At 49.2% G+C, this 22,373-nt stretch carries 21 protein-coding genes, 1 pseudogene and 1 riboswitch; of the genes and pseudogenes, 14 read left to right on the forward strand and 8 right to left on the reverse strand.

Annotation, left to right across the window (positions count from 1 at the left end; genetic code table 11):
• Positions 1-196: 196 nt before the first annotated feature.
• Both B9D94_RS31980 and B9D94_RS25645 read right to left on the reverse strand, forming a co-directional pair.
• Positions 197-1,291: pseudogene (locus B9D94_RS31980) on the reverse strand (EAL domain-containing protein).
• A 161-nt stretch (positions 1,292-1,452) separates the two neighbouring features.
• Positions 1,453-2,982: a GGDEF domain-containing protein gene (locus B9D94_RS25645; RefSeq protein ID WP_006207959.1), complete on the reverse strand. Its 1,530-nt coding sequence runs from the start codon at positions 2,980-2,982 to the stop codon at positions 1,453-1,455.
• A gap of 320 nt (positions 2,983-3,302) precedes the next feature.
• Here B9D94_RS25645 and B9D94_RS25650 point away from each other — a divergent pair, with 320 nt between their 5' ends.
• The 6 genes from B9D94_RS25650 (at position 3,303) to B9D94_RS25675 (ending at position 8,068) form a co-directional block, all read left to right on the forward strand.
• Positions 3,303-3,692: a VOC family protein gene (locus B9D94_RS25650; protein WP_036644123.1), complete on the forward strand. Its 390-nt coding sequence runs from the start codon at positions 3,303-3,305 to the stop codon at positions 3,690-3,692.
• Positions 3,693-3,865: 173 nt separating this feature from the next.
• A riboswitch (TPP riboswitch) is annotated at positions 3,866-3,977 on the forward strand.
• 113 nt (positions 3,978-4,090) lie between these two features.
• Complete coding sequence (locus B9D94_RS25655; RefSeq protein WP_006207957.1) at positions 4,091-5,122, forward strand: ABC transporter substrate-binding protein; 1,032 nt, start codon at positions 4,091-4,093, stop codon at positions 5,120-5,122.
• Between the two features lie 88 nt (positions 5,123-5,210).
• Complete coding sequence (locus B9D94_RS25660; protein WP_006207956.1) at positions 5,211-5,504, forward strand: thiamine-binding protein; 294 nt, start codon at positions 5,211-5,213, stop codon at positions 5,502-5,504.
• Entirely contained in the window at positions 5,501-6,256 is a 756-nt protein-coding gene (locus B9D94_RS25665) for an ABC transporter permease (RefSeq protein WP_063478476.1), read from the forward strand. Before B9D94_RS25660 ends, B9D94_RS25665 begins: the two co-directional genes overlap by 4 nt.
• Positions 6,257-6,314: 58 nt before the next feature.
• A complete protein-coding gene (locus tag B9D94_RS25670; protein WP_006207954.1) occupies positions 6,315-7,154 on the forward strand; it encodes an ABC transporter ATP-binding protein in 840 nt (279 codons plus the stop codon).
• A gap of 98 nt (positions 7,155-7,252) precedes the next feature.
• Positions 7,253-8,068, forward strand: a complete 816-nt coding sequence (locus B9D94_RS25675; RefSeq protein WP_006207953.1) for a TatD family hydrolase — start codon at positions 7,253-7,255, stop codon at positions 8,066-8,068.
• A 30-nt stretch (positions 8,069-8,098) separates the two neighbouring features.
• Here the strand turns inward: B9D94_RS25675 and B9D94_RS25680 are convergent, their stop codons facing one another.
• The 4 genes from B9D94_RS25680 to B9D94_RS25695 all read right to left on the reverse strand — a co-directional run bounded on the left by B9D94_RS25680 (position 8,099) and on the right by B9D94_RS25695 (position 11,983).
• Positions 8,099-8,275, reverse strand: a complete 177-nt coding sequence (locus B9D94_RS25680; RefSeq protein WP_006207952.1) for an aspartyl-phosphate phosphatase Spo0E family protein — start codon at positions 8,273-8,275, stop codon at positions 8,099-8,101.
• Positions 8,276-8,459: 184 nt separating this feature from the next.
• On the reverse strand, positions 8,460-10,013 hold the full coding sequence (locus B9D94_RS25685; protein ID WP_148248321.1) for an extracellular solute-binding protein: 1,554 nt from the start codon (positions 10,011-10,013) through the stop codon (positions 8,460-8,462).
• Positions 10,014-10,084: 71 nt separating this feature from the next.
• Positions 10,085-10,969 carry a carbohydrate ABC transporter permease gene (locus tag B9D94_RS25690; RefSeq protein ID WP_006207950.1) on the reverse strand — a complete coding sequence of 295 codons (885 nt, stop codon included), beginning with the start codon at positions 10,967-10,969 and terminating at the stop codon, positions 10,085-10,087.
• Positions 10,970-11,002: 33 nt separating this feature from the next.
• Entirely contained in the window at positions 11,003-11,983 is a 981-nt protein-coding gene (locus B9D94_RS25695) for an ABC transporter permease (protein ID WP_036643842.1), read from the reverse strand.
• Between the two features lie 354 nt (positions 11,984-12,337).
• Between B9D94_RS25695 and B9D94_RS25700 the strand changes: the two genes are divergently transcribed.
• Complete coding sequence (locus B9D94_RS25700; RefSeq protein WP_148248322.1) at positions 12,338-14,656, forward strand: helix-turn-helix domain-containing protein; 2,319 nt, start codon at positions 12,338-12,340, stop codon at positions 14,654-14,656.
• Between the two features lie 103 nt (positions 14,657-14,759).
• On the opposite strand, the gene nfsA is transcribed toward B9D94_RS25700, so the two are convergent.
• Together nfsA and B9D94_RS25710 are read right to left on the reverse strand one after the other, a co-directional pair.
• Complete coding sequence (gene nfsA, locus B9D94_RS25705; protein WP_148248323.1) at positions 14,760-15,500, reverse strand: oxygen-insensitive NADPH nitroreductase; 741 nt, start codon at positions 15,498-15,500, stop codon at positions 14,760-14,762.
• Between the two features lie 178 nt (positions 15,501-15,678).
• Positions 15,679-15,882, reverse strand: a complete 204-nt coding sequence (locus tag B9D94_RS25710; protein WP_006207945.1) for a cation transporter — start codon at positions 15,880-15,882, stop codon at positions 15,679-15,681.
• A 302-nt stretch (positions 15,883-16,184) separates the two neighbouring features.
• On the opposite strand from B9D94_RS25710, the gene B9D94_RS25715 reads away from it, so the two are divergent.
• The 7 genes from B9D94_RS25715 to B9D94_RS25740 all read left to right on the forward strand — a co-directional run bounded on the left by B9D94_RS25715 (position 16,185) and on the right by B9D94_RS25740 (position 22,164).
• Positions 16,185-16,802 carry a DUF5317 domain-containing protein gene (locus B9D94_RS25715; protein WP_006207944.1) on the forward strand — a complete coding sequence of 206 codons (618 nt, stop codon included), beginning with the start codon at positions 16,185-16,187 and terminating at the stop codon, positions 16,800-16,802.
• A gap of 265 nt (positions 16,803-17,067) precedes the next feature.
• Positions 17,068-18,924 (forward strand): bifunctional diguanylate cyclase/phosphohydrolase, encoded by a 1,857-nt coding sequence (locus B9D94_RS25720; protein WP_036643851.1) that lies wholly within the window; start codon positions 17,068-17,070, stop codon positions 18,922-18,924.
• A 129-nt stretch (positions 18,925-19,053) separates the two neighbouring features.
• Positions 19,054-19,284 (forward strand): hypothetical protein, encoded by a 231-nt coding sequence (locus B9D94_RS25725; RefSeq protein WP_006207941.1) that lies wholly within the window; start codon positions 19,054-19,056, stop codon positions 19,282-19,284.
• Between the two features lie 139 nt (positions 19,285-19,423).
• On the forward strand, positions 19,424-20,560 hold the full coding sequence (locus tag B9D94_RS25730; RefSeq protein WP_235187488.1) for an ArnT family glycosyltransferase: 1,137 nt from the start codon (positions 19,424-19,426) through the stop codon (positions 20,558-20,560).
• A gap of 167 nt (positions 20,561-20,727) precedes the next feature.
• Positions 20,728-20,916, forward strand: coding sequence for a hypothetical protein (locus B9D94_RS31670; protein ID WP_253806043.1), 189 nt, complete (start codon positions 20,728-20,730; stop codon positions 20,914-20,916).
• A gap of 73 nt (positions 20,917-20,989) precedes the next feature.
• Complete coding sequence (locus B9D94_RS31675; RefSeq protein WP_253806044.1) at positions 20,990-21,304, forward strand: hypothetical protein; 315 nt, start codon at positions 20,990-20,992, stop codon at positions 21,302-21,304.
• A 98-nt stretch (positions 21,305-21,402) separates the two neighbouring features.
• A complete protein-coding gene (locus B9D94_RS25740; protein WP_148248324.1) occupies positions 21,403-22,164 on the forward strand; it encodes a stalk domain-containing protein in 762 nt (253 codons plus the stop codon).
• Positions 22,165-22,373 lie beyond the last annotated feature (209 nt).

The following is a 22,373-nucleotide window of genomic DNA, read 5'->3' on the forward strand; positions in this document are numbered from 1 at the left end:
AAACAAGAGCCCTGGATATTATTCCAGGGCTCTTGTTTGTATATAGAGAATGGGCCCCTCAAGCATCCCTTCTCATTATGAAGGGGCCCATTCTCATCCTTGGCAGGTATCTGTATTTGCAGGGTCCAAGCCAAGGCTTCACCAATCAGCTGCGAGCTTCATTCTCACTTTGGCAGGTATTTACCGATTATGTAGGCTATGAATAGATCAGTTGAGAATGCGGATCACGCGGAGGGCGCTCGGATGGTTTACCGAACAGATACCCCTGCGAGAGCTCGATCCCGATATCTCGGCAAAAATGAAACTCCTCCCGTCTCTCAATGCCTTCAGCCAGCACCATAGCCCCGAAATCATGAGCCATGTTCGTGATCATTTCAAGCTGCTTCTACTGGGCGGCATTTCGATCGCAATGGTCGATAAGACTCCGGTCGATCTTCACATAATCCGGCTTAAGCCTGATCATCTGCTCCAACGTGGAATAGCCCGCCCCTACGTCGTCCATGGCTACCGAGATCCCGTGACTGCGATAAACCTCGAATATCGATTGGAGGTGCTTCACATCATCGATCTTCTCGGTCTCCACAACCTCAAACACGAAATCCCTCGGATCCAAATGGAGCCTGTCGATGGTATTAAAAGTATGACTGAGACACATCTGAGGATCATATATCGACGATGGCAGGAAGTTTACGAAACGTTTCACACCTAAAGGAAGCCACTCTGCGCTGGTTTCAATTGCACAGGTTCGTGCCGCTCGGTCCAGAAAAGAATGCAGTCCGGTTTTTCGGGCGGTCTCAAACAGCTCATACGGTTGGAACGCGACTCCCCCCTCTATCGGACGAAGCAAAAACTCATATGCAACGATCTGCTCAAAGTGATCTACAATGGGCTGCATATAGCTCGTAAACTGCTTATGTAAAATGACATTGACCATATCGTAATGCTCCATCTGCAGCTCGAACTTCTGCATAGGGGTCCACGTATGCCGGATCTGTGGAGCTTCTCCACCGGTAACACAGAAGGACAGCTCTTGACGAATCTTCAGCGGAAGGGGTTGCAGACACTTTATCATGGAGATTAGTTCCGCAAGTTCCTTATAGTTCACAGCACAACCCTCATTGTTCTCTTGTACCGTGTAGCCGTTCAGTGCAAGCAAGCCAATAAGCTCACCGCTTGCAGGCTTCATATGAACGGTCCCCTGGTCCTCAATCGGTTCAAAGGTGCTGCAATTGTCGCAAATCATGTTCGTCCTCCTTGGCAAGCTAGCTCTCACTATGCTTCTTATCGGCATTTTGAATATGATTTCTTTGCATTTTATGGATTTTATATCGAAGTTATGACCTGTTTTATGAGAAATGCGCAAGATTCGTGCAATGATAGGGTTTTAATCTACAAAAATCGACTTATATTGCTTTTAACAACGCATTGTCGATATTTCTGGTTATCCATCCCTTATTCAATCTTCTGATCCAAAAGCTGCAGCTGCATCGTCCGGTCCACATCGAAGTGCCAGCGGGCATTCCGCTCCTTCGCGGCATACATCGCTGCATCCGCACGGCCAATGAGCTCCTGATCGTTCCGGGCATGATCGGGATACACGGCAATGCCGATACTCGGCGACGTTCTAACTTCATATCCCTCCAGTTCATAAGGCTCGCTGAGCAGCATCCAAATCTCCTCCGCCATCCAGATCAGCTCCTGATCCTCCCCGGCCGACTGGATCATCACGGTGAATTCATCTCCCCCTAGACGGGACACCAGAATCCCTTTGGATTCCAGCGACTGAAGGCGGCATGCAACCTTGCGGATCAACAGATCTCCGGCACGGTGGCCATAACGATCATTCACCTTTTTGAAACGATTCATGTCCATGTAGAGAAGCCCTACCCGCGATCCTGTCCGATCGGCCTCTAACAAGGAGCTGGACAGTCTTGCGTTGAAGTAACGACGATTATACAATCCCGTCAGATCATCCCGGTGAGCAAGCGATTCGCTCTGCCTCAGACTTTCATGCAGTCGATGTAACAAGCGGTCATTCTCATACTGGATCAGGATCTGGCGGAACAGAATCAGAATGACGCACAGGGATAGACCGGTAAACAGACCGTTCCAGCCACCGAACCGCTGCGCCATGAGGGCAAACATTCCGCCCAGCACGCCATATGGAAGCAAATATCTGACAATCAAGGTTCCTACAGGACGCGGTTCCCTCTCTTTCACCGTTTGATTTCCGGTATCGGGAGCGGGCTGTGCACCTGCAGAAGCAATGAAAAACACAGATAACGTATGTAAAGGATCAAGATATGCACGAACTTCGAGATTCACGAAATGGACGAGATAAAAGTGCAGAGCATCACCCATAATATAAGCGCTTCCGCCAAGACTTAATGAAATGACCGCCCATTTCCCTAATTGCCTGGTATTAAAATACAACACCACGGTAAAGAAAATAAGTACCATTCCGCACAGCGGAAACAGCATATCCACCCATACGCTTCCAGTCCCCCCCGAATACGTACTGTCCTGAAGTTCGGGCTTGATTAAATACTCCCAGCCCACCGTCATGAACGTTACGCCAACGATGACGATATCCAGCATAAACCGCAGCCCCCTTAGCGGGCCTTGAACATGCCGGAACAAATAGATGAGGCAGCTGGCGAACAGGATCACTTCCAGTCCCCAGAAATAGCTGGATATCTGGAAAGCGCTCTCTTTCCCGAACCCGAAAAAAAAGGAGGAGACGATCCGGGCCGCTGCATCGGCCATCAGTCCGATACTTACCATAAACCAAAACCTGCGAAGATGTGCCTTATAACGCCGGCTGACCCGGATTAAATACACGGAGGCGGCCATAGGAGCAATAATGACTAGCACACGCTGAAGCGATAAAGCATCAGGCATCCACAGAACAGTCATTATCTGAATAAATGCATATATAATGGCGAGTCGAATCCACAGATGATCTGCTGGAGTTGGACTCATAAGCACTCCCCCTTGGCAAAAAGGTAAGCTTGTACACGATGGATGATTTAGGTCTTTTGAATTAAGCTCTCTATTCCTCATGATACTTTTTACCCATCCAAAAGTAAAGACGAGGAAATCAAAGAAAAATCATCTATCCGGCACATCGCTAGAAGATCTATATAATGAAGTTTTTCTACTGGACGGGTGTACTTCAAATGCAAGGACTACACTCAATTAAACACGTGAAAACCTGAAAAGTTACTATATCAATCACCTACTTGACGTATAGGAATCATATGATATTATTCTTCATATCTTATACGAACCGGAAAGGGTGTATGGCAGTGTCACAGAAACGATTGGATCATGTTGGTATTGTAGTCCGAAACCTGGAAGCCACGATAGCGTTTTACACGTCGGTAGTCGGCCTTGAACTAAAGAATCGCCTGACTCATACCAATGGGGTCATTCAACTCGCGTTCCTCGGATTTAATGGAAGTGACGAAACGGAAGTCGAACTTATCCAGGGTTACAGCGACTCGCTGCCTTCGGAAGGAACGGTGCACCATTTTGCAGTCAGTACGGATGATATTGAAGAAGAGTATGCACGCGTCCAAGGACTTGAAGTTCCTCATCTGGACGAGGAAATCGTCACTCTCCCGAACGGCTACCGTTATTTCTTCGTGCATGGTCCCGAAGGGGAATGGATCGAGTTCTTCCAGCGTTAACCCGCACGCAGCACGGTATCCAACATTTCATCTCTTAAAATGTTCATATGCTGAACTCTTGGGCTGCCTAAACGCGGTTCCCTACATAAGGCCTGTCCTGTTCATGACCTTTTTCGAAAACTAGACAGGTCTTGGTGTTAGGACTATAATAACGGATGTACTGATCGAAACTTCATAAATATCGGGGGAGCTGGAATTTAGCCGGCTGAGAGTGTATCCGCTTTGATACTGACCCTTACACCTGATCTGGGTAATGCCAGCGTAGGAAGCCAATGTTTGCGGCAGCCATATTTGCCGTACTATACACTTACGCCGTCATGCGTCCTGAGATTATCGGGGCGTTTTTTTTGTGGAGTTACGAGGTAATAGAAATAGAACTCATAAGGAGAGAAGACACGATGAAGAAGGGAAGATGGGTCCCCCTGCTTCTCGCTTGTGTCCTGCTGATGGTTGCGGCCGGATGCGGTACAGGCGGACAGAACAAGAACACAGGCGCTGAAGGAGAAGACGCCAAGAGTCCTGGGAAACTCCGTGACGTGCAGCTGATGCTCGATTGGTCCGCCAATACCAATCACACGGGTCTGTATGCAGCGAAGGAGCTCGGATATTATGAGGAGGAAGGGCTCAACGTCCAGATCGTCCAGCCGGGAGCCGGTGGAACGGATACGCTGGTCGCATCCGGTAACGTGCCGTTCGGCATCAGCTATCAGGAAGGGGTAACCCTCGCCAGAACGCAAGGCTTGCCGCTCGTCTCCATTGCGGCGATCATTCAGCATAATACATCCGGCTTTGCCGCTCCCAAGGACAAAGGGATCGTGAAGGCTGGAGATTTCGAAGGTAAATCCTATGGCGGCTGGGGCTCCCCCGTTGAGGAAGCTGTCATGAAATCCATCATGGAGATCGACGGTGCCGATGTCAGCAAAGTTAATATGGTCAACATGGGCGATGCCGATTATTTTACTGCCGTCAAACGCGACATTGATTTCGCCTGGATATTCTACGCCTGGACGGGCATCGAAGCCGAGCTCCGCAATGAGCCGCTTGATATGATCTATGTGAAGGACTACTCTGACCAGCTCGATTATTACACGCCGGTCATCGTGACCAACGAGAAGCTGATCCAAGAGGACCCTGAGCTTGTCAAAGCCTTCATGCGGGCTACTTCCAAAGGATACAACCATGCTATTGAGCATCCTGAGGATGCAGCAGCGCTGCTCTCGAAGGCCGTGCCTGATCTGGATGCCGAGCTGGTTCTGGCCAGCCAGAAATGGCTGAGTCCCCGCTATCAGGATGATGCGCCTCGTTGGGGTGAACAGAAAGCCGAAGTATGGTCGGGGTATGCCGACTGGATGTTTGAGCGCAAACTGCTGGAGAAAGAGCTTGATGCAGACCGCGCGTTCACCAATGATTTTTTACCGGAACAACCATAAGGTCTTTTTCTATCAAGAAGAGAGTCGGCCTGACAGCAGGCTGTCTCTCTTTCATAATCATATCGCTGCACGAAAGGATGGATTATATATGGCGAACACCCTCTTGAGCATTCAAGTGATACCCCGGACGCCGGGTGGACGGGACAGCATCCCTTATGTGGATGAAGCGATCAAGGTTATTGAGGATTCGGGTGTGAAGTACGAGGTCCATGCACTGGAGACAACCATGGAAGGAGAACTCTCCGAGCTGCTAAAGATCGTCGAGCGCATGCATGAGGCGCTGGTGAATGCGGGAAGTCCCAGCATCATATCCCAGGTCAAAATCGCACATCATCCGAGCGGCATCAGCATGGATAAGCTGACTGAGAAATATCGTCCATGAGAAGCTGGTGGAGCTCCGTCTGGCCGCCTGTTGTGGCGGTCCTCTTCTTTTTGCTGGTATGGCAGGCGGCGGTATCGATCTTCGATATCGAAAAATTTATTCTGCCTGCGCCAACGGCGATCGGATCCGAGGCAGTTACCGGTGCTGCCGGTCTTTTCCAGCATACATTAGCCACCCTGCAGCTAACCTTGATCGGGTTTATCATCGGAACAACAATCGGACTTGTGATTTCACTGGCTCTGCATATGGTGCCTTTTCTCAAAACAGCTCTTTATCCGCTTCTGATTCTTAGCCAGAATGTACCGACTATCGCCCTTGCGCCGCTCCTCATGATCTGGTTCGGCTTCGGCATGCTGCCCAAGGTTATTGTGATTACCCTGGTCTGCTTCTTCCCGGTGGCCGTTGCGGCTCTGGACGGGCTCGCCCGAACCGATCGCACCATGATGAATTACATGCAGATGGCGGGGGCTACATCATGGCAAATCTTTACCAAGCTGGAGCTGCCTCATGCCCTTCCCTCCATCTTCTCCGGGATTCGGATCGCGGCCACCTATTCCGTCATGGGTGCGGTCATCGGAGAATGGATCGGCTCCGACCGGGGAATCGGTTACTACATGATGCTGCAAAAATCCGGCTACCGCACGGATCGGGTATTCGTTGCGATTCTGGTCATCGTCCTGCTCAGCCTGCTGATGGTTCTGCTTATCACCCTGCTGGAGAAACGGCTGATCCGTTGGAACCGAAAAAGCTAATGCCCAGCAGTCATGGGCCAATACACGATCATCCTTAATGAAGGAGGTATTTCGCGATATGACACAACAAGTTGCTCCGCCGGTCCAGGGTGGGCTTAATCCCCCCTCCGTGGAAGCCTCTCGAACGCCTGCGCTGGAGGTACGAAACCTTCGGAAAACCTTCCGCGACCGACGCAGCGAGGTTCATGTGCTGGATGACCTTGCGCTTCAGGTACAGCCCGGTGAATTCGTCTCGATTATCGGGCCGTCAGGCAGCGGAAAAAGCACACTTTTCCACATCATCGGTGGCTTAACGGCTCCTGATTCCGGCTCAGTCTTCATGGATGGTCGTGACGTAACGGGAAAAAAAGGGCTCATTGCCTACATGCCTCAGCAGCCTGCCCTGTTCCCTTGGCGAACGGTGGAGGACAACGTGCTGCTTCCCGAGGAGCTCAGAGGAACCCAGAAGGCCGTCGCCAGGGCAAATGCCCGGCGCTGGATGGAACGGGCCGGACTTGCCGGCTTCGAGAAGGCGTATCCGCATACCCTCTCAGGAGGGATGCAGCAGCGGGCCGCCTTCCTGCGCGCATTGATGAGCCCGCAGGAAGTGATGTGCCTGGATGAGCCCTTCAGCGCACTCGATGCACTGACACGCAGTGATATGCAGCGCTGGCTGCTCGATATATGGGAGGAGACGCGCCGTTCGGTGCTGATGATTACCCATCATATTGAGGAAGCACTTCTGCTCTCCGACAGCATCTATATTCTGTCGGCGCGGCCTGGGGCCATTTTAAAACGAATCGAGGTCCCGTTCCCCCGTCCACGCCGTGAGGAAATTCTGCTGGATCCATCCTTCATCACGCTGAAAACCGAAATATCCGCCATGATGCGGGAGGAGCAGCAAGAACGCGGACAGTAACAACGTGAACCGTAAACAGAATAATCATTCATCATCCAGCTTCCATCACATCAATGCCACAGAGCTTCGAGAAAGCTTGGTAGAAAGGGTATGTAACGATGAAATCACTAACGCAAACAGGGGCCGGAGCTCCACTGTTAGACACCCACATTCATCTGGACCGTTATTCGTTATCCGATCAGGAAGCGATTGTGGCGGATATCCGGCATAGCGAGGTTCAGAGCATCATCTCTGTCTCTATGGATCTGGCTTCCTGCAAACGGAATCTGGAGCTGTCCCGGCTGTACGGAACAATGGTACGGGCTGCATTCGGTTATCATCCGGAGCAGCCTGTCCCCTCCTCTGCTGAAACGAAGGCGCTGCTGGACTGGATGGAAGAACATGCCGATGACATGATTGCCGTCGGTGAGGTGGGTCTCCCCTATTATGCAAAATTAGAAGCTGAATCCGAGGGCCGTTCGTGGGATAACCGTCCATATGAATATCTACTGGAACAATTTATTCTTTTTGCGAAAAAGCATCATAAACCTGTGATTCTGCATGCTGTATATGAAGATGCGGAAACCGCATGTCGCTTGCTCGAAAAATATGGCGTCACCCGTGCCCATTTCCATTGGTTTAAGGGCTCTCGTGACACCTTGCTGCGGATGGCGGGTAACGGATATTATATCTCCTTTACGCCTGATATCCTGTATGAAGATGAAATTCGTGAAATTGCTCGCCTGTACCCCGATCATCTTGTTATGACCGAGACCGATGGACCTTGGCCGTTCGAAGGTCCCTTTGCCGGGCAGATGACCCACCCTCGGATGACCTCCGCCGTTGCCGCTGCCTGGGCAGAGCTTCAAGGGGTATCCGTGCTTGCGGCGCGGGAGCGGTTATACGAGAATGCCGTTCGCTTATACGGACTATAAGAAAAGCTATCCATACGCCAAGTCGATTGTTCAAGCAATCGGCTTGTTCTCTCTAAGGACTCGATTATATTGATTAATCAGTTCGTCGAGCACAATCGATTGTCTGAGGACTTTGGGATGATTAAAATCACGATACCGCTGCTTTATCTTGTGAAGCTTGTGCCGCTCTCGCTCGATATCAAACTTTATGCCTTCCTTCGTTTCCATGACTTTATGTCCTCCCCTCATGTAATATTTTATACTTTAATGTAAAATTATAGGATGTATGATATTAGACATCAAAGACTTAACATGAGGGGCTGTTTTCGATATTCATGCCTCTAGAAAAACACCCGCGAAAAACCCCGCAATGCGTGAATTCACACGCATTGCGGGGTTTGGGATCACTCCATTATTTTGCAAACTTCTCTTGATATACCTTCGTCATCTCTTCCGTAATTTCCGCCATTTTCGGATCATTTTTTATCGTCTCAATCAATTTATCGTACGACTCAACCGGTTCTTTCCCGGTGATGACCATGACACGCATATCCTCCACTTTCTTGGAGATTTCTGGATAGTATTTGTTATAGGCTTCCGAATACAACTCTCCCGAAGGATTCGGAACCTGCACCGTCTTGCGCTCCGTGACGATGTCTACGTTCCGTGTGTATACTTCATCCGGCATCCCTACCGCGTTGATGGCCATGTCGTCACTTACAAGGTGAATGAAATTGTTCAGGTTGCCGTCACCTGTCTTATCCTTGACGGCCTGCGGCGTTGCAACCTTCTTCCCGTTCTCGACCGTGTAATGGACGCCTTCAATCCCGTAGGTCAGCATCTCATTTCCTTCCGGGCTGTAGCCATAGTCGAAGAGCTCCAGAATTTTTTTCACTTTTGCCTCCGGCACTTTCTTCGGAATCAGGTACACTCCATAGTACGGAGATCCTGAAGGCGTATACTTCACTCCGTTTGGATTCTCCAAGTAGGCAAGCGGCATCAAATCAGCCTTGGGATCCACATTTTTCACCGCTTCGCCAGTTACCCACGCATGGTTCATGGACATGCCGCCTACCCCTGCCTTGGCACTTCGCATCGTATCCATCACCTGCGAGAACTTCATGATCGCAAAATCTTTGGGGAACAATCCTTCTTCATAGGCCTTTTTGATCCACAACATGGCCTCCTTGGACTCGTCCGACGTAAGGATAGGAGACAGCGTATTATCGGCCTCCAGCTTCCATGCCCCTTGTGTTTCATTAAAGAGATTATAAATGTAAGCAAGTGCGCCGGGATTCGCCGCATATGGAATTTCATCAGCCTGTCCGTTACCATTCGGGTCCTGCTCTTTGAAAGCTTTTAACACATTATGAAACTCATCCAGAGTCTTGGGCGTTTCCAGCTCAAGGGCATCCAGCCAGTCCTTGCGGATCATCGGGAACACACCGCCGCCATAGCTTGGATAGTATCGCGGAATGACAATGTTCTTGCCGTCCACCTTGGTGATCTCCCACATGTCCTTCAACTCTTCGCGATTTAAATTCGGGTAGTCTTTAAGAAAAGGCGTCAAATCCCAGAACACCCCCTGCTTCAGCATCTTCTGAAGCTGAGGGTTCTGCATCGTTTCCACAAAAGTAACCTCTGGAAGATCACCGGATGCGAGCATGACATTGATCTTCTCTTCAGCCGTGGATGGGGACAGCCACGTAATGTTCAGTTTGGTATTGGTGTGTTTCTCCAGCTCCTTCCAAAGCGGATTGGTGTTGTCAATAAATTCGGTGGCATAGTTCAAGGTCTGGATCGTAATGCTGGTAGGTTCACTGCTGTCTGTTCCTCCCACGTTATCGCTCGAGGCGCTACCAGCCCCGCTGCCGCAAGCACTAAGCAAGAGCGAACTTGCCAAGAGCAGCAGCCCTGTCATTTTTAAAAACGGCTTACCTGACTTTGGTTCCATGTTGTTCATCATTAGACCTTCTCCCTTATTTAGAATTATTCGACCTGACTGATCATGGTGGCAAAAACAGACCGTATATCGACTCATTCCTTGACGGAGCCCACCATCGCCCCTTTCGCGAAGTGTTTCTGCAGGAATGGATACACTAACATGATTGGAACGGTTGCAATAACAACCGCTGCCATCTTCAACGTTTCCGTTGGAACGGGGCGGTTCACTTGGAAGGCGAATCCTCCGCCACTGCCCGAACCCATTGTGGTTGGATCTACAAGCATATTCTGCAGCAGCACCTGCAGCGGCCACATTTTCTGGTCATTAATAAACATCAGTGCGTTGAAGTAGGTGTTCCAATAACCGACCGCAAAGAACAACCCGAAGGCTACCAGCGCAGGCAGCGACAACGGCAGGATAATCCGCCAAAATACCCCGATATCATTGGAGCCGTCGATCATCGCGGCTTCCTCCAGACTTTCCGGGATGCTGTCGAAGAATCCCTTCATGAGCAGCACATACCACGCACTGGTCAAGCTGGGCAGGATAAGCGACCAAATGCTGTCAATGAGTCCCACGTTACGGACGACCAGGTACAGCGGAACCAGCCCTGGCGTAAAGAGAAAGGTGATTAACACCATAACCATCATGGCCTTGCGAAACCGAAGGCGTTTACGGGACACCGCGTAAGCCAGGCCCCCGGTCACGAGCAGGCTGAGCAGCGTGCCCACCGTAGCCAGAAACACGCTAACGGAGATCGAAGTGACAAACAAGCCGTTGGACAGCAGATGCTTATAAGCATCCAGCGTCCAAACGCGCGGCCACAGAATCAGGCTTCGTTGATAATACTCCACGGGATCGGTAAACGACAAAATAACGGTATAGTAAATGGGAAATATCGTTGCCAAACCGATGATCAGCAGCAGACTGTTATTTACAAGACCAAACAGCCTTGTTTTCCATCCTTTTTCATGCATGCTTTTCTCCTCCTTGTCTTCGCCGATCTGTTGTTAGTACAAGCTTTCTTGACCGTATCGCCTTGCCAATCGGTTGGCCGTAACCACCATAATGACACCGACAATCGATTTGAATAATCCGATAGCTGTACTGTAACTGAACTCACCCTGACGAATCCCGACCCGGTACACATAAGTATCGAACACTTCGGCTACATTGGTGACAGGTGCATTCATCATCAGATAGATCTGTTCGAATCCCGTATCGAGGATCGTGCCCAGGCGCAGAATCAACAGAATCAGGATCACGTTACGCATCGCGGGCAGGGTAATGTGCCACATCCGTCTCATCCGTCCCGCACCGTCCATGACCGACGCTTCATATAATTGCGGATCCACTCCGGCAATGGCGGCGAGGAAGATGATCGTTCCCCATCCAATCTCCTTCCAGATGGACTGCGCCGTCAGCATGCCCCAGAAGTAGTTCGGGTTGGAGAGAATATCAACCGTCTGCCAGTCCATGGAGATTAACCACTTATTGAACAGGCCCTCCGATTGCGAGAACATCAGGTAGGTCAGGCCATAGATCAATACCCACGACAAAAAGTGGGGGATATACACCAGAGATTGAATGGTCCTCTTATAGATGGAGCTTCGTACTTCGTTCAGCATCAAGGATAGAATGATCGGTGCCGGAAAAAAGAAAATCAGGCTCAGGAAGCTGATCGCTAACGTATTTCGCAGCAGCATCCAGAAGTCATGATTGGAGAAAAACCGGGTGAAATGCTCAAACCCTACCCAAGGGCTTCCGAACACCCCAAAGTAGGGAGAATACTCTTGGAAGGCTATGACGAGATTCGTAATCGGAATATATTTGAAAATGATAAAAAAGATAAGGCCCGGCAAAGCCAGCACATACAAATACTTGTCACGCGCAACATCCGACCATATTCGTCCCCATTTTGTTTTGGATTTCAATGGAATGGGCGGCCTCCTGTTTCCTTTTGCCGACCGAACGGTTTCTTGTGCTTTCATCGTTACTCCCTCACTTTCAGCCTTGTCGTGTCGTCCAACATACCGTTCTCGGAACGTAACCTTAATGTAAACGGTTGCAAAATTACCTGCAATTCTACTTTTTTTCCGCAGGGCCTTGAATCCGGCTCCGGTCGATACAGTGCACGGCGAGTGCTGATTCTGCAAGGCATCTCTTATGTTCCATTTCCTTGGATTGCACTTTTTTTCCTGGGTGAATAAACAGCTTCTCACCAACACCAATAGGAAAATATGATCTTTTCAACCAATCCGCTCATTCGCTATGATAGTATTTAATCATTTCCGGCTTTCTACGATTTAGCCTTGAATTGTCTATGCCAACAGGGGGTTAAAGTAATGAGGCAGCAGAATCTTGAATCCGGTTTCAAAGGTATTATGTATTGGAGAAGCATCGCGCTTGCCGTGCTGTTGACATGCCTCCCCATCTCAGCCATAACCGCCGTTTACCTGTATGTGGGGAACCAGCATATGATCAACCAGTATCAGCAGCGCAACGAGGAAGCTCTGGTTGACGCCGCGAGACAAGTGGACGAGCAATTCACCCAGTTGGTCCATTATGCGCTCAATATGGTCGTGAAGCCGCATTTTAAGCCCTCCTTGTCCGACATGGACTTTGTATCGAATATCGAGGAGACAAACGAGCTGTTTAATACACTGAACCTTGTGGAAAACGCCGATCCCCTGGTGGATCAGGTCTATCTCTACATCAAAAAACAAAATAAAATCATGGAGCCCGACCTCGGGCTTCGAACGCTGGATCAGGCTCAGGATGCGTTAAACTTTAACAAACTCATGGAAGGGGATTCGGATATGTTCTGGGTCCATGACCTGGAGCGGCCTTTCAATAAGGAGAGGTCCTCACACGCACTCGTCATGAGACTTCCGTTCAACGGTCATACACCCTACGGCGCGATTGTCATCTACATCGATCCGTCGAAGCTGCATGTGATCCGCAATAGCGAGAATCTCTCGTTCCTGCTGGATGACCAGGGCCATATCATCGGGGAATCCGGAATGAGCCGCAATATGCCAAAGGCGATGAGCGCGATTCTGGAACAGCTGAAGCTGCCTCAGAATGCCCAACACACAAATCATTTGCGGATGAAGGTGCCAGTCGATCAGGATGTACTGCTGGTGAATACCGTTCAATTTGAAAAAATGCAGCAGAATTGGACCTATGTGTCCGGAACGCCGCAATCCAACATCATCGCTCCCACGAAGCCTTATACCCATATCATTCTGATCTGTTTTGCCTTTGCGCTTGCGGCTTCCCTGGGCGCAAGCTGGTTCGCCTCCAAGAGCATGTACCGTCCGATCCGCAAGATGCTGAATATCATTGGCGGCGATCAGAGCAAGCAGAACTCGCGATACAATGAACTGGATTATATTGAACACGAGTGGAAACAGTACCGATTCTCGCATGATACACTGCAAAATCAATGGAAGCGATCCTTGCCCTCGATCAGAGAGGCTTATATCAATCAATTTCTGAGCGGACAAGCCTCTCACCTGACGGAGCCCGAGTATGTGGTCAAGCTGCAAGAGATGGAGCTTGATATTACCCATAAACATTTCTCCGCGATGGTGCTGCAGCAGCATACTCACGGGGAGGACCGCGCGCCTTTAACGGAAAACGATCAGCATCTACTTACCTATGCCGCATTGAACGTCATCCAAGAGCTGGCCGAGGACATAAGCGCGTATATGCATCCCATCAATTTCTTCGACGGCTCCTTCGGTGTCATCTTGATCGTTCCAGACTCCCACACAGCCGACGAGCAGATGCACAGGATGAAGCTGCTGTGCGATCAGATCATACGGGCACTGCGCGATACACTCCGCATGTCGGCAACCATCGTATTAGGGGGACCGAGCTCAACCTGGACCGATGTTCCTCATATTCTCGAGCAGGCCAAAAGGGCGCTGCATTACCGCTCCTTCGATGCAGGCAGCCAGCTGCTGGAAGCAGACACGGTGCTTTCCCAGAAAAATGACTGGATCGACTATCCGCTGGAATTGGAGCAGGATTTCATTCATGCCTTGAATCTCGGACTTCAGAGGGATGCGCTTCGATCCCTAAGCCGCTTCGTAACGTCGCTTCAGGCCGGAGGAGGCTCGGAGTGGCATGTCCATCATGGGCTCATGCGTTTAATCACAAGCGTTCACCGGTCTATGCTGCAGGCCGGTTTAAATCCGTATCAGGTGTATAATTTCTCCAATCTGCAGGAACAGATGTCCCTGCTTCGGGACCCGAAGGCCTGTGTGGACTGGTTCCAACGCGAAATCATCGAGCCCTACCTCGAGCAGCTGACCAAGAACTTCAGCAGCTCCATGAAATCGCTAGTCGAAAACGTGCTGGAGCAAATCGAGCAGAACGGGATGCAGGACCTCTCCCTGGATGTCATGGCGATGGAGGCCGGCGTCAGCGCATCCCAATTGAGCAAAGCATTCAAGCAGATGACGGGCACCAATTATATCGACTATCTGACAACGTTCCGAATGAACCGCTGCAAAGAGCTGCTGCTGACCACGGATCTTCGCATTCATGAGATTGCGGAAGCCGCGGGGTATCAGCCCCCTTATTTCAATCGGATGTTCAAAAAACTCGAAGGAATCACGCCCGGCCAATACCGTCAGCAGGGAATTGGCAAATGATATGGCACAGGCATTATGAAGAACCGCTCTCCATATAGAGAAACATTGAAAAAGCCGCTTTAAGGTTGCGGGAAGCAACCCTAAAGCGGCTCTGTTCATTATATTAACGCTTCATAAAACCCTTCCTGTTCAGAAAGTCCTTCATGTGCAGTCTTACCGGCTCCGCCAAGCGTTTGGCCATAAGTTCAGACCACGGCGTGCTGTTCTTGCCTGCTGTCCGCTTGGATAGATAATCCGCGGAAACCTGATCATAACTTCTTACTTCCTCAATGGCTCCCGGATTGTAGCTGTCCCGGTGCAGGACCGCTTCTACCGGAAGGCGTGGACGAAGCCCCGGATCCTGGTCCGGGTAGCCGAGGCACATGCCAAATACCGGATAGACCAGGTCCGGCAGCTCCAATGCCTCGGAGAAATCAGCTATCGAGTTGCGGACCCCTCCGATGTACACAATGCCAAGACCCAGCGATTCCGCAGCAATCGCGGCATTCTGCGCAGCCAAAGCGGCATCCACGGTGGCCACAATGAAATTCTCGGTGGAATCTTCATACGTCTCCTTGTCACCCGAATGCGCCTCAGTACTTTTTTTCAAACGATACAGATCTGCGCACCACACAAGGAATACGGGGCACTCTATAATATAAGCCTGATTACCGGCCAAGCCGGCCAGCCGCCGCTTCTTCTCCTGATCGGTAACCGCAATGATGCTGTAGGCTTGAACATTACTAGATGTGGATGCCATCTGGCCTGCTGCCACAACGGCCCTAAGCTGCTCCTCCGACACCGGCTTGTCCAAGTATTTGCGAACCGATCGATGATTCATCAGCAGTGACAATGTATCGTTCATCGGGTACTCACTCCTTCATGTTCTATAAGAATGGTTCCATTTATTATGAAACTTCAAATCTGGCTGCGCAAGCTCACACAGCCTGTGACTTTACAGCAAAAAAAACCGGAATGCCAGTATCCGGCATCCGGTTTCATATTCAGCCAAGGCTCTCAGCTTTGGAATTTAATGGGCTCCATCAGGATACGATATCATACCCTTGCTCTTCAATCGCTTCTTTCAGTGCTTCAAGGCTAATCTTGCTCTCGTCATATTCGACAGCCACTGTATTGGATGCAAGATCGACCTTGCCTGACGCTCCCGCACTCTTCAGCGCGCCTTCAACCGAGTTCACGCAATGATTGCAAGACATGCCCTCCACTGTCAATGTCACCTGTTTCATGATGTTGTCCTCCTATTTACATGATATTCGTTACACTTTAACTGTACTATACCCCCCATAGGTATGTAAAGTTCATGAATTTGCTTCTTTCTGCAATAGAAACACGAAAAAAGTAGGAAGATTTATCCTTTTAATCTGTTATAATGTATATAAACTCTTAGATTCAAACATAAAGGGACAAGCTTTTTAAATGATTCTCCGAAATTTTTCCATAAAATTTGAATCTGGTTGCAGGAATTACCACTTCGCTGTCGAATTATCTTATTACAGAGATACTGAACTATGAAAGTAGGAATTCTATCATGGTATTTGACGGCATTATACTAGGGTTAATTGTCGGACTGATACGAGGCGGACTCCGCCACGGACTGCTGCAATTCAGCAAGATACGTCTGAAGGGCGGCTTAATCTTCCCAATTCTCCTGATCGTACAGCTGCTCATATTCCGTTTTCAAGAGAATTCTGATTGGCTGGCAGCCGCAAGTGGATATATTTTTATGCTCATCTATGTTGCCGGCATGATCTTCCTCTGGATGAACCGGGATCAGAAAGGTTTCGGCAGTATATTAGCCGGTGTCTTCCTCAACTTTCTCGTCATGGCGGTCAATGGTGGCAGAATGCCCGTATCCATGAGTGCCGCTTCTGTTCTTGATCCAATATACGTGGACATGCTCATGGATGCGACAGCTACAACCAAACATTATTTAATGGATGCTTCCACTCGCCTGTCTCTTCTTGGTGATATCATACCGTTATCCCCACCCTATCCAAGAACGCAGGTAATCAGTATCGGCGATATTATTATGAACATTGGTATTTTTCTCTACATCGTGCATCTCATGACTTCCGGCAAGAATACCACCGTTCAAAATATAATTCGAAAATCCGATACTACTGAACAAGTTGAACCACAAAATTAATAATACATCATACCATCTGGAAAGGAGGGAGAACTATGAAGAAAACTGATAAAATCAAGTATAACCGCATCGTTTTGAATGCAATCATCGTTGCTTCCGTTGTTGTCGCTCTGACTTCCGGTTATAGATTGGGATAATAAGACTTATTTCAAAAAAACAGGCTGAGAACTCCAGCCTGTTTTTTTATATCTTTTTCGTTGTTTTGCGACGCATTATATCTTAAAATGTGGAGAATACACCATGCTTTTTTTGAGGAGAAACCGTTATGTCCATATTTAAGCGTCCTAAGATTTCTCGAGAACTTCCAGGACAGCTGTATTTTGTGTTTATTTCACTTATGGGCTGTTTAACCTTTCTACTAGTACATCGAGGAGAATTTTTATATTACTCCCCTTCACAGTGGGTATGGGTTTATGCAATGTTAGGTGCCGCCCTAATATTAAATTACTTCACCTTTCAGCTACCGCCTGAGGGTAATTTGCAATCCATGGATTCGTCCGTTTATTTGGCTTGCATTTTCATATACGGAGCACCATTCGCTCTTTCTGTCATTCTGTTTAACACTCTGGCAATAGCACTATATGACAGAAAAATCCCATTCTGGAAGCATTTCGTAAACTTCTCTATATATACACTTATGATCGTCGGATCCTCCCTTGTGTTCAACGCCGCAGGAGGTCAGACAGGACCTATTCTAAACAATCATTTTGGAGCTTACCTCGGCGCCTTGCTCGTATATTTTATAATTAACGTGTTTCTCCTTGGTTTCTACTATTATTTGCTATATCGGGGATCTTTATATGACATCCTTAAATCCTTCATAAAAGACACCCTGCTTGTCTATTTAAGCACGCTCATCCTGTCCATGGTTCTTTCCGTTCTTATCGTTCATAATGGCGTGTTCGGCTTAACTTTGTTCATAGGTTTGAGTATTATGCTCTCCTATTCCTTCAAACAATTATTCTCCATGTACAATGAAGTTCAAGAAAAAGCAATCAAAGATCAGCGAACAGGATTATATAATCACAGCTATTTCGAAAATTTGCTTGAAGACGAAATCAAGAAAGCCAAGGCAAATGATACACCACTGTCTTTGGCCATGATTGATATTGACGATTTCAAGAAGTACAACGATCAGTTCGGGCATTTGAAGGGAGACATGCTCCTTGGGTTCCTTGGCAATTACCTAAAGGTGGAATCCGAAGTGGCAGAGGTAGTAGCCTCTCGCTTCGGCGGTGAAGAATTCACCATCCTCATGCCAGGCTATGATGAGAACAAAGCCCGTTCCTTCATTAACAGGCTCCGCAAAAAGCTGAACGATACCTATTTCGAAGGGGTCGAAATTTTCCCGTCCGGGTGTCTCTCCTACTCTGCCGGCATTGCCACGTACCGGATTGACATCCATGACAAGTCACAGCTTGTCGAGCTTGCCGATCAGGCGCTGTACTACGCCAAGAAGCAGGGTAAAAACAACGTGCATGTATACGGCAGCGGTGCCAATAAAGAATCCGAGATTGACTTCGCGGATGACGTCCGCGATATCGAGCAGCAGCTTAAACTCTTTTTGTATAAAGACGTGGATACATTCAAGCACTCCAAGCGCGTCTTCCGCTACGCCATGGATATGAGTGAAGTGCTCGGACTCGATAGTGTGGAGCGGCGCAATTTCGTACTCGGCGCACTTATTCACGATATTGGCAAGCTTGAAATCCCTTGGGGTATTTTAAACAAACGGGACAAGCTCTCTGCCGGGGAATGGGAAACCGTAAAACGACATGTCAGCTGGGGGAAACGGATTGCGGAAACCAACGAGAAGTTCAAGGAACTGGTTCCTTATATTGAATTGCATCATGAACGTTACGACGGCGGCGGATATCCGCACGGGTTCAAGGGCATTCAAATCCCCAAGCTGTGCCGCATGCTGACTATTATTGATTCTTTTGATGCGATGACAACGGAACGCCCATACCAGAAAACCAAAACCTTCGAAGAAGGGATTGAGGAACTGCACCGATGCTCCGGCACACAATTTGATCCGGAACTTGTTGAACTGTTTGTTCATTATCTCAGGCTTAAAGCCGAAACACAGCAGCAGCCCGCAGCTGGTTTGGAGACATCATGAAGTGGATACTTTGAGTGATCTCCTGTGATCTCCTGAGTGGACCATCCCCCTCCCTCCGTCATTTCGATGTTTGATGCTTCCTCAAATAAGGTATAAAGGTAGTATCACAATGATAGTGAGGTGAGATCAGTGGCTGATAAAAAGAAGGATCTACCGCTTGATAACGGTCCCGGCAACATGGATCACCCTGAACAATATCCAACGGAAAAAGAAAGCCTGTTCGATAAATTTGAGAGCGAGCAGCATGTGGACCCGATTCCGATGGAAGATGCCAGGCTGGAGCGTCAGGAAGAGAAGCAGCGGGACGGCACATCGAAGAAACGATCTTCCAGCGCCGATAAATATCACAGCGGCTTCTAGAATGGGACAGATCCTGGTTAAATCGAACGTCATTTGAACTTATGGCTCCGTTTTTTGCGGAGCCTTTTTATTTCCTTGAATTTTCTTTAATATATAAGGGTATGTATGTGATTAACCTACAGATTATATAAAGAGTGGAGTGGAGCCTTTGTTTTCCATATGGACGTTAAACCGTGTGCAGCGAAGGTTGCTGCTGATACTGATTGCAGCGGTTCTGGTGATGTCCTGTCTGCTGGTGCTGACTGGCCGACATGAACCCTCACCGAGCATTAGCAGTGTAATCGAAGAACGATATATCCAAAGTGCGGCCATGATCAGCCACCCCGGTGGAGACCTTGAAGACCATTCCTCCAGCGTCATGCCCGGTGTGCCGCTTATGATTGCCGGACTTGCTGCCCTATTCGGCAGCATGGATGCTGCTCTGGTCGCGTACCAGCTGCTCCAATGCATCTTTCATGCCTTTTCCGTTTACTTGGTATTTGTGCTGTCCCGCTACATGTTCAATACGCGAATCGCCTTTCTGTCGTGCTTCATCTATGCTCTGTTCTGGCCGGCTTACGGCGCAGTGCGTCTGATCCTGCCGGATATTACGATGCAAACCTTAATGCTGCTTCTGGCCTGCGCTGTAATTGGAGCGCTTGAATTGAGGCAGGCTGGCTGGTATGCCGCTGCCGGTGCACTTACCGCTCTTATGGCTTGTTACAATCTGCAGGCACTGCTGTACCCGGTATTGTTCATTCCCTTCTGGATCAAGTACCGTAGCCCGGTCAAAATCGTAACCGGAGGCATTATTCTGATTAGTGCCGGTTACTTGCTCATCCTGTCTCCATGGTGGCTGAACATCCCGCTTTTTAATCGGTTGAGGTATATGTCCGGGCCGTGGAACCTCGCCTCACTGTGGCTGGAATCCCGATACATTGAAGGCAACCCCTTGGTTCACCTCTTCCGAAGCATATTTGCCGGCCGCACCTCCAAGTATGCGGCTGCCATAGGTAATGAGGAAGCAAGAAGAGTCGTACAATCCGCATTGGATGCCGTACGCCTCGTTATGCTGTTCGCCGGGGTTGCCGGCGTGATCTGGTCTGTGTGGAAATACCGCCTGAAACGGCAGCTGCCGGTGCTGCTGACACTGCTGTATTTCATTGCCGCCGAATGGTTCGTTCCAAGCCTGGACGGAACCGGCTTTCCTTATTCGGTCTTTCTGCTTCTATACGCTGCATTTCTGGCAGACAAAGCGATCATATACGCGCATAGATCCCGCCTGCTCCGCAAATAGGCATCAATACGAAGCCGATCCTATCACAGCGGCCACCTACGCCTGAAAGCACTTTTGATTTCGTGCCTTCAGGCGTTTTTCCATAGTTTTGCATAACCTTTCAGGTCGATGAAACGTCTATATTAGTATTAAAACTGCTATTTATTCATGCCAGGAAGATTGACAGCATGAAATTAAACCGTAAATTCATCACCATTCTCAGTGTCGCCGTAGCAAGCGTTCTGACGATAAGCACCATCCTGTGCTTTACCGATGCTTCCGATCACTCCGGCCAGAAACATCGCATGCGCGAAGATCTGAATGGACAGGCGTTGATTCAAGTCGGCTCCACCTACATCACGCTTATCCGCCTATAAGAATAACCTCACACAGAGCGACACGCCGCTGCCTGATGACTCCACACTCCTCAAAGAGATGGCAACAAAGGAATTGATGCTGCAGCTGGCTGACGACGAGGGCGTTGCAGCAAGCCTTCAGGATGGAGTAAAAAGACCAAGGCAGCTTCGAAAGACGCTTGAGAGCCAGCCGCGGCAGGTGCAAGAGCAGCACTTGCGCATGCTGGATACGATGGGCATCAGCGAAGATCAATACTGGGAAGACTACTCCCCGCCTGAATATCGGGATATGTTATCAATCGAACGATTAGTGAATAAACTGACGACGGAGATGAAGACAAACCAGCCTGACACCATTACCAGTAAGGAGCAGTTGAAGGCTGATCTGTTGACAATTGGCTTTGGATGAACAGAGAACCGTCGTCTTTGATCCAGACATTCAATTGAGATAATACTGGATTGGTATATAATGGTGTAAAAGTCCATAAACCACCGTGGGAGGATATTATGAAAAAACGTTTCTCTTCTGTTCCTGCTTTTGCACTCGGCGCGATTGTCGGTGTGACGCTGACAGCGGGTACCGCCGTTGGCGCTGCTGTATATCTGAAAGCCGTCCCATCCCCTGCTAAAATTGTCGTGAACAGCTCGGAGGTCAAGCTGTCCGAACCTCCCGTTGTCATTCAGAACAAGCTGTATGTCCCTGTGCGGGACTTCTCGGAAGCGCTTGGGTATCAGGTCGGCTCTGTCGGTACCGAGGGGGTACAAATTATTCCAAAATCCTCGATCGGAGAGGCCATCCCGGTCGGCCCAACTGCACCTTCCGAGTCTGAAGGAGCACCTGCCCAAGAACGCCATTTGGTGAAAAATCTCGGGAAGCTGATCCAGGTCAACGGCGAATTGAATATGCAAAAGATTTATATTGTTATTGCTGCCGGGGAAGCCAGACTGTATTCCCAGGATGAAACAACCGGCAACGGGCTGCTGCACTATTTGATCGTAGACGGCGATTCCTCCCTATACGACCCGTTTGTTCAGATGGATGGGAAAGCCGGAGAGCTTGATTATAACCTGCGAAATTTCGACAGTCAGACACCGCTTCACCTGGCCGTCATCAACAAAAATGACTTTTACATCGACAAGCTGCTGAACCAGCACCATGTGGATGCCTCAATCCAAGATGCGTCCGGTAAAACGGCGCTGGACTATGCCGAAAAGGACAGCAAGCAGTACAAAGCGCTGACAGCTTACCTAGACAAGAACAGTAAGTGATACAAGGCGCTAATTGCTTGCCTAATGATACATGGATGCTGAATATCGCTTGCTTGAGCCCACTGCTTCTGGTGCTCAGGCACACTCCCTTGTCGTACCTATAGTTTTATACAAAGAGCCCGCTCAACTTGGCGGGCTTTTGCTTTTGCTTTTGCTCTTTTGCTTTTACTTTTGCCTTTGCGCTTTTCGAGCTTGGGCCTGCCTCCATT

The organism is Paenibacillus sp. Cedars (assembly GCF_003184205.1).
Classification (GTDB): domain Bacteria; phylum Bacillota; class Bacilli; order Paenibacillales; family Paenibacillaceae; genus Paenibacillus_AQ; species Paenibacillus_AQ glucanolyticus.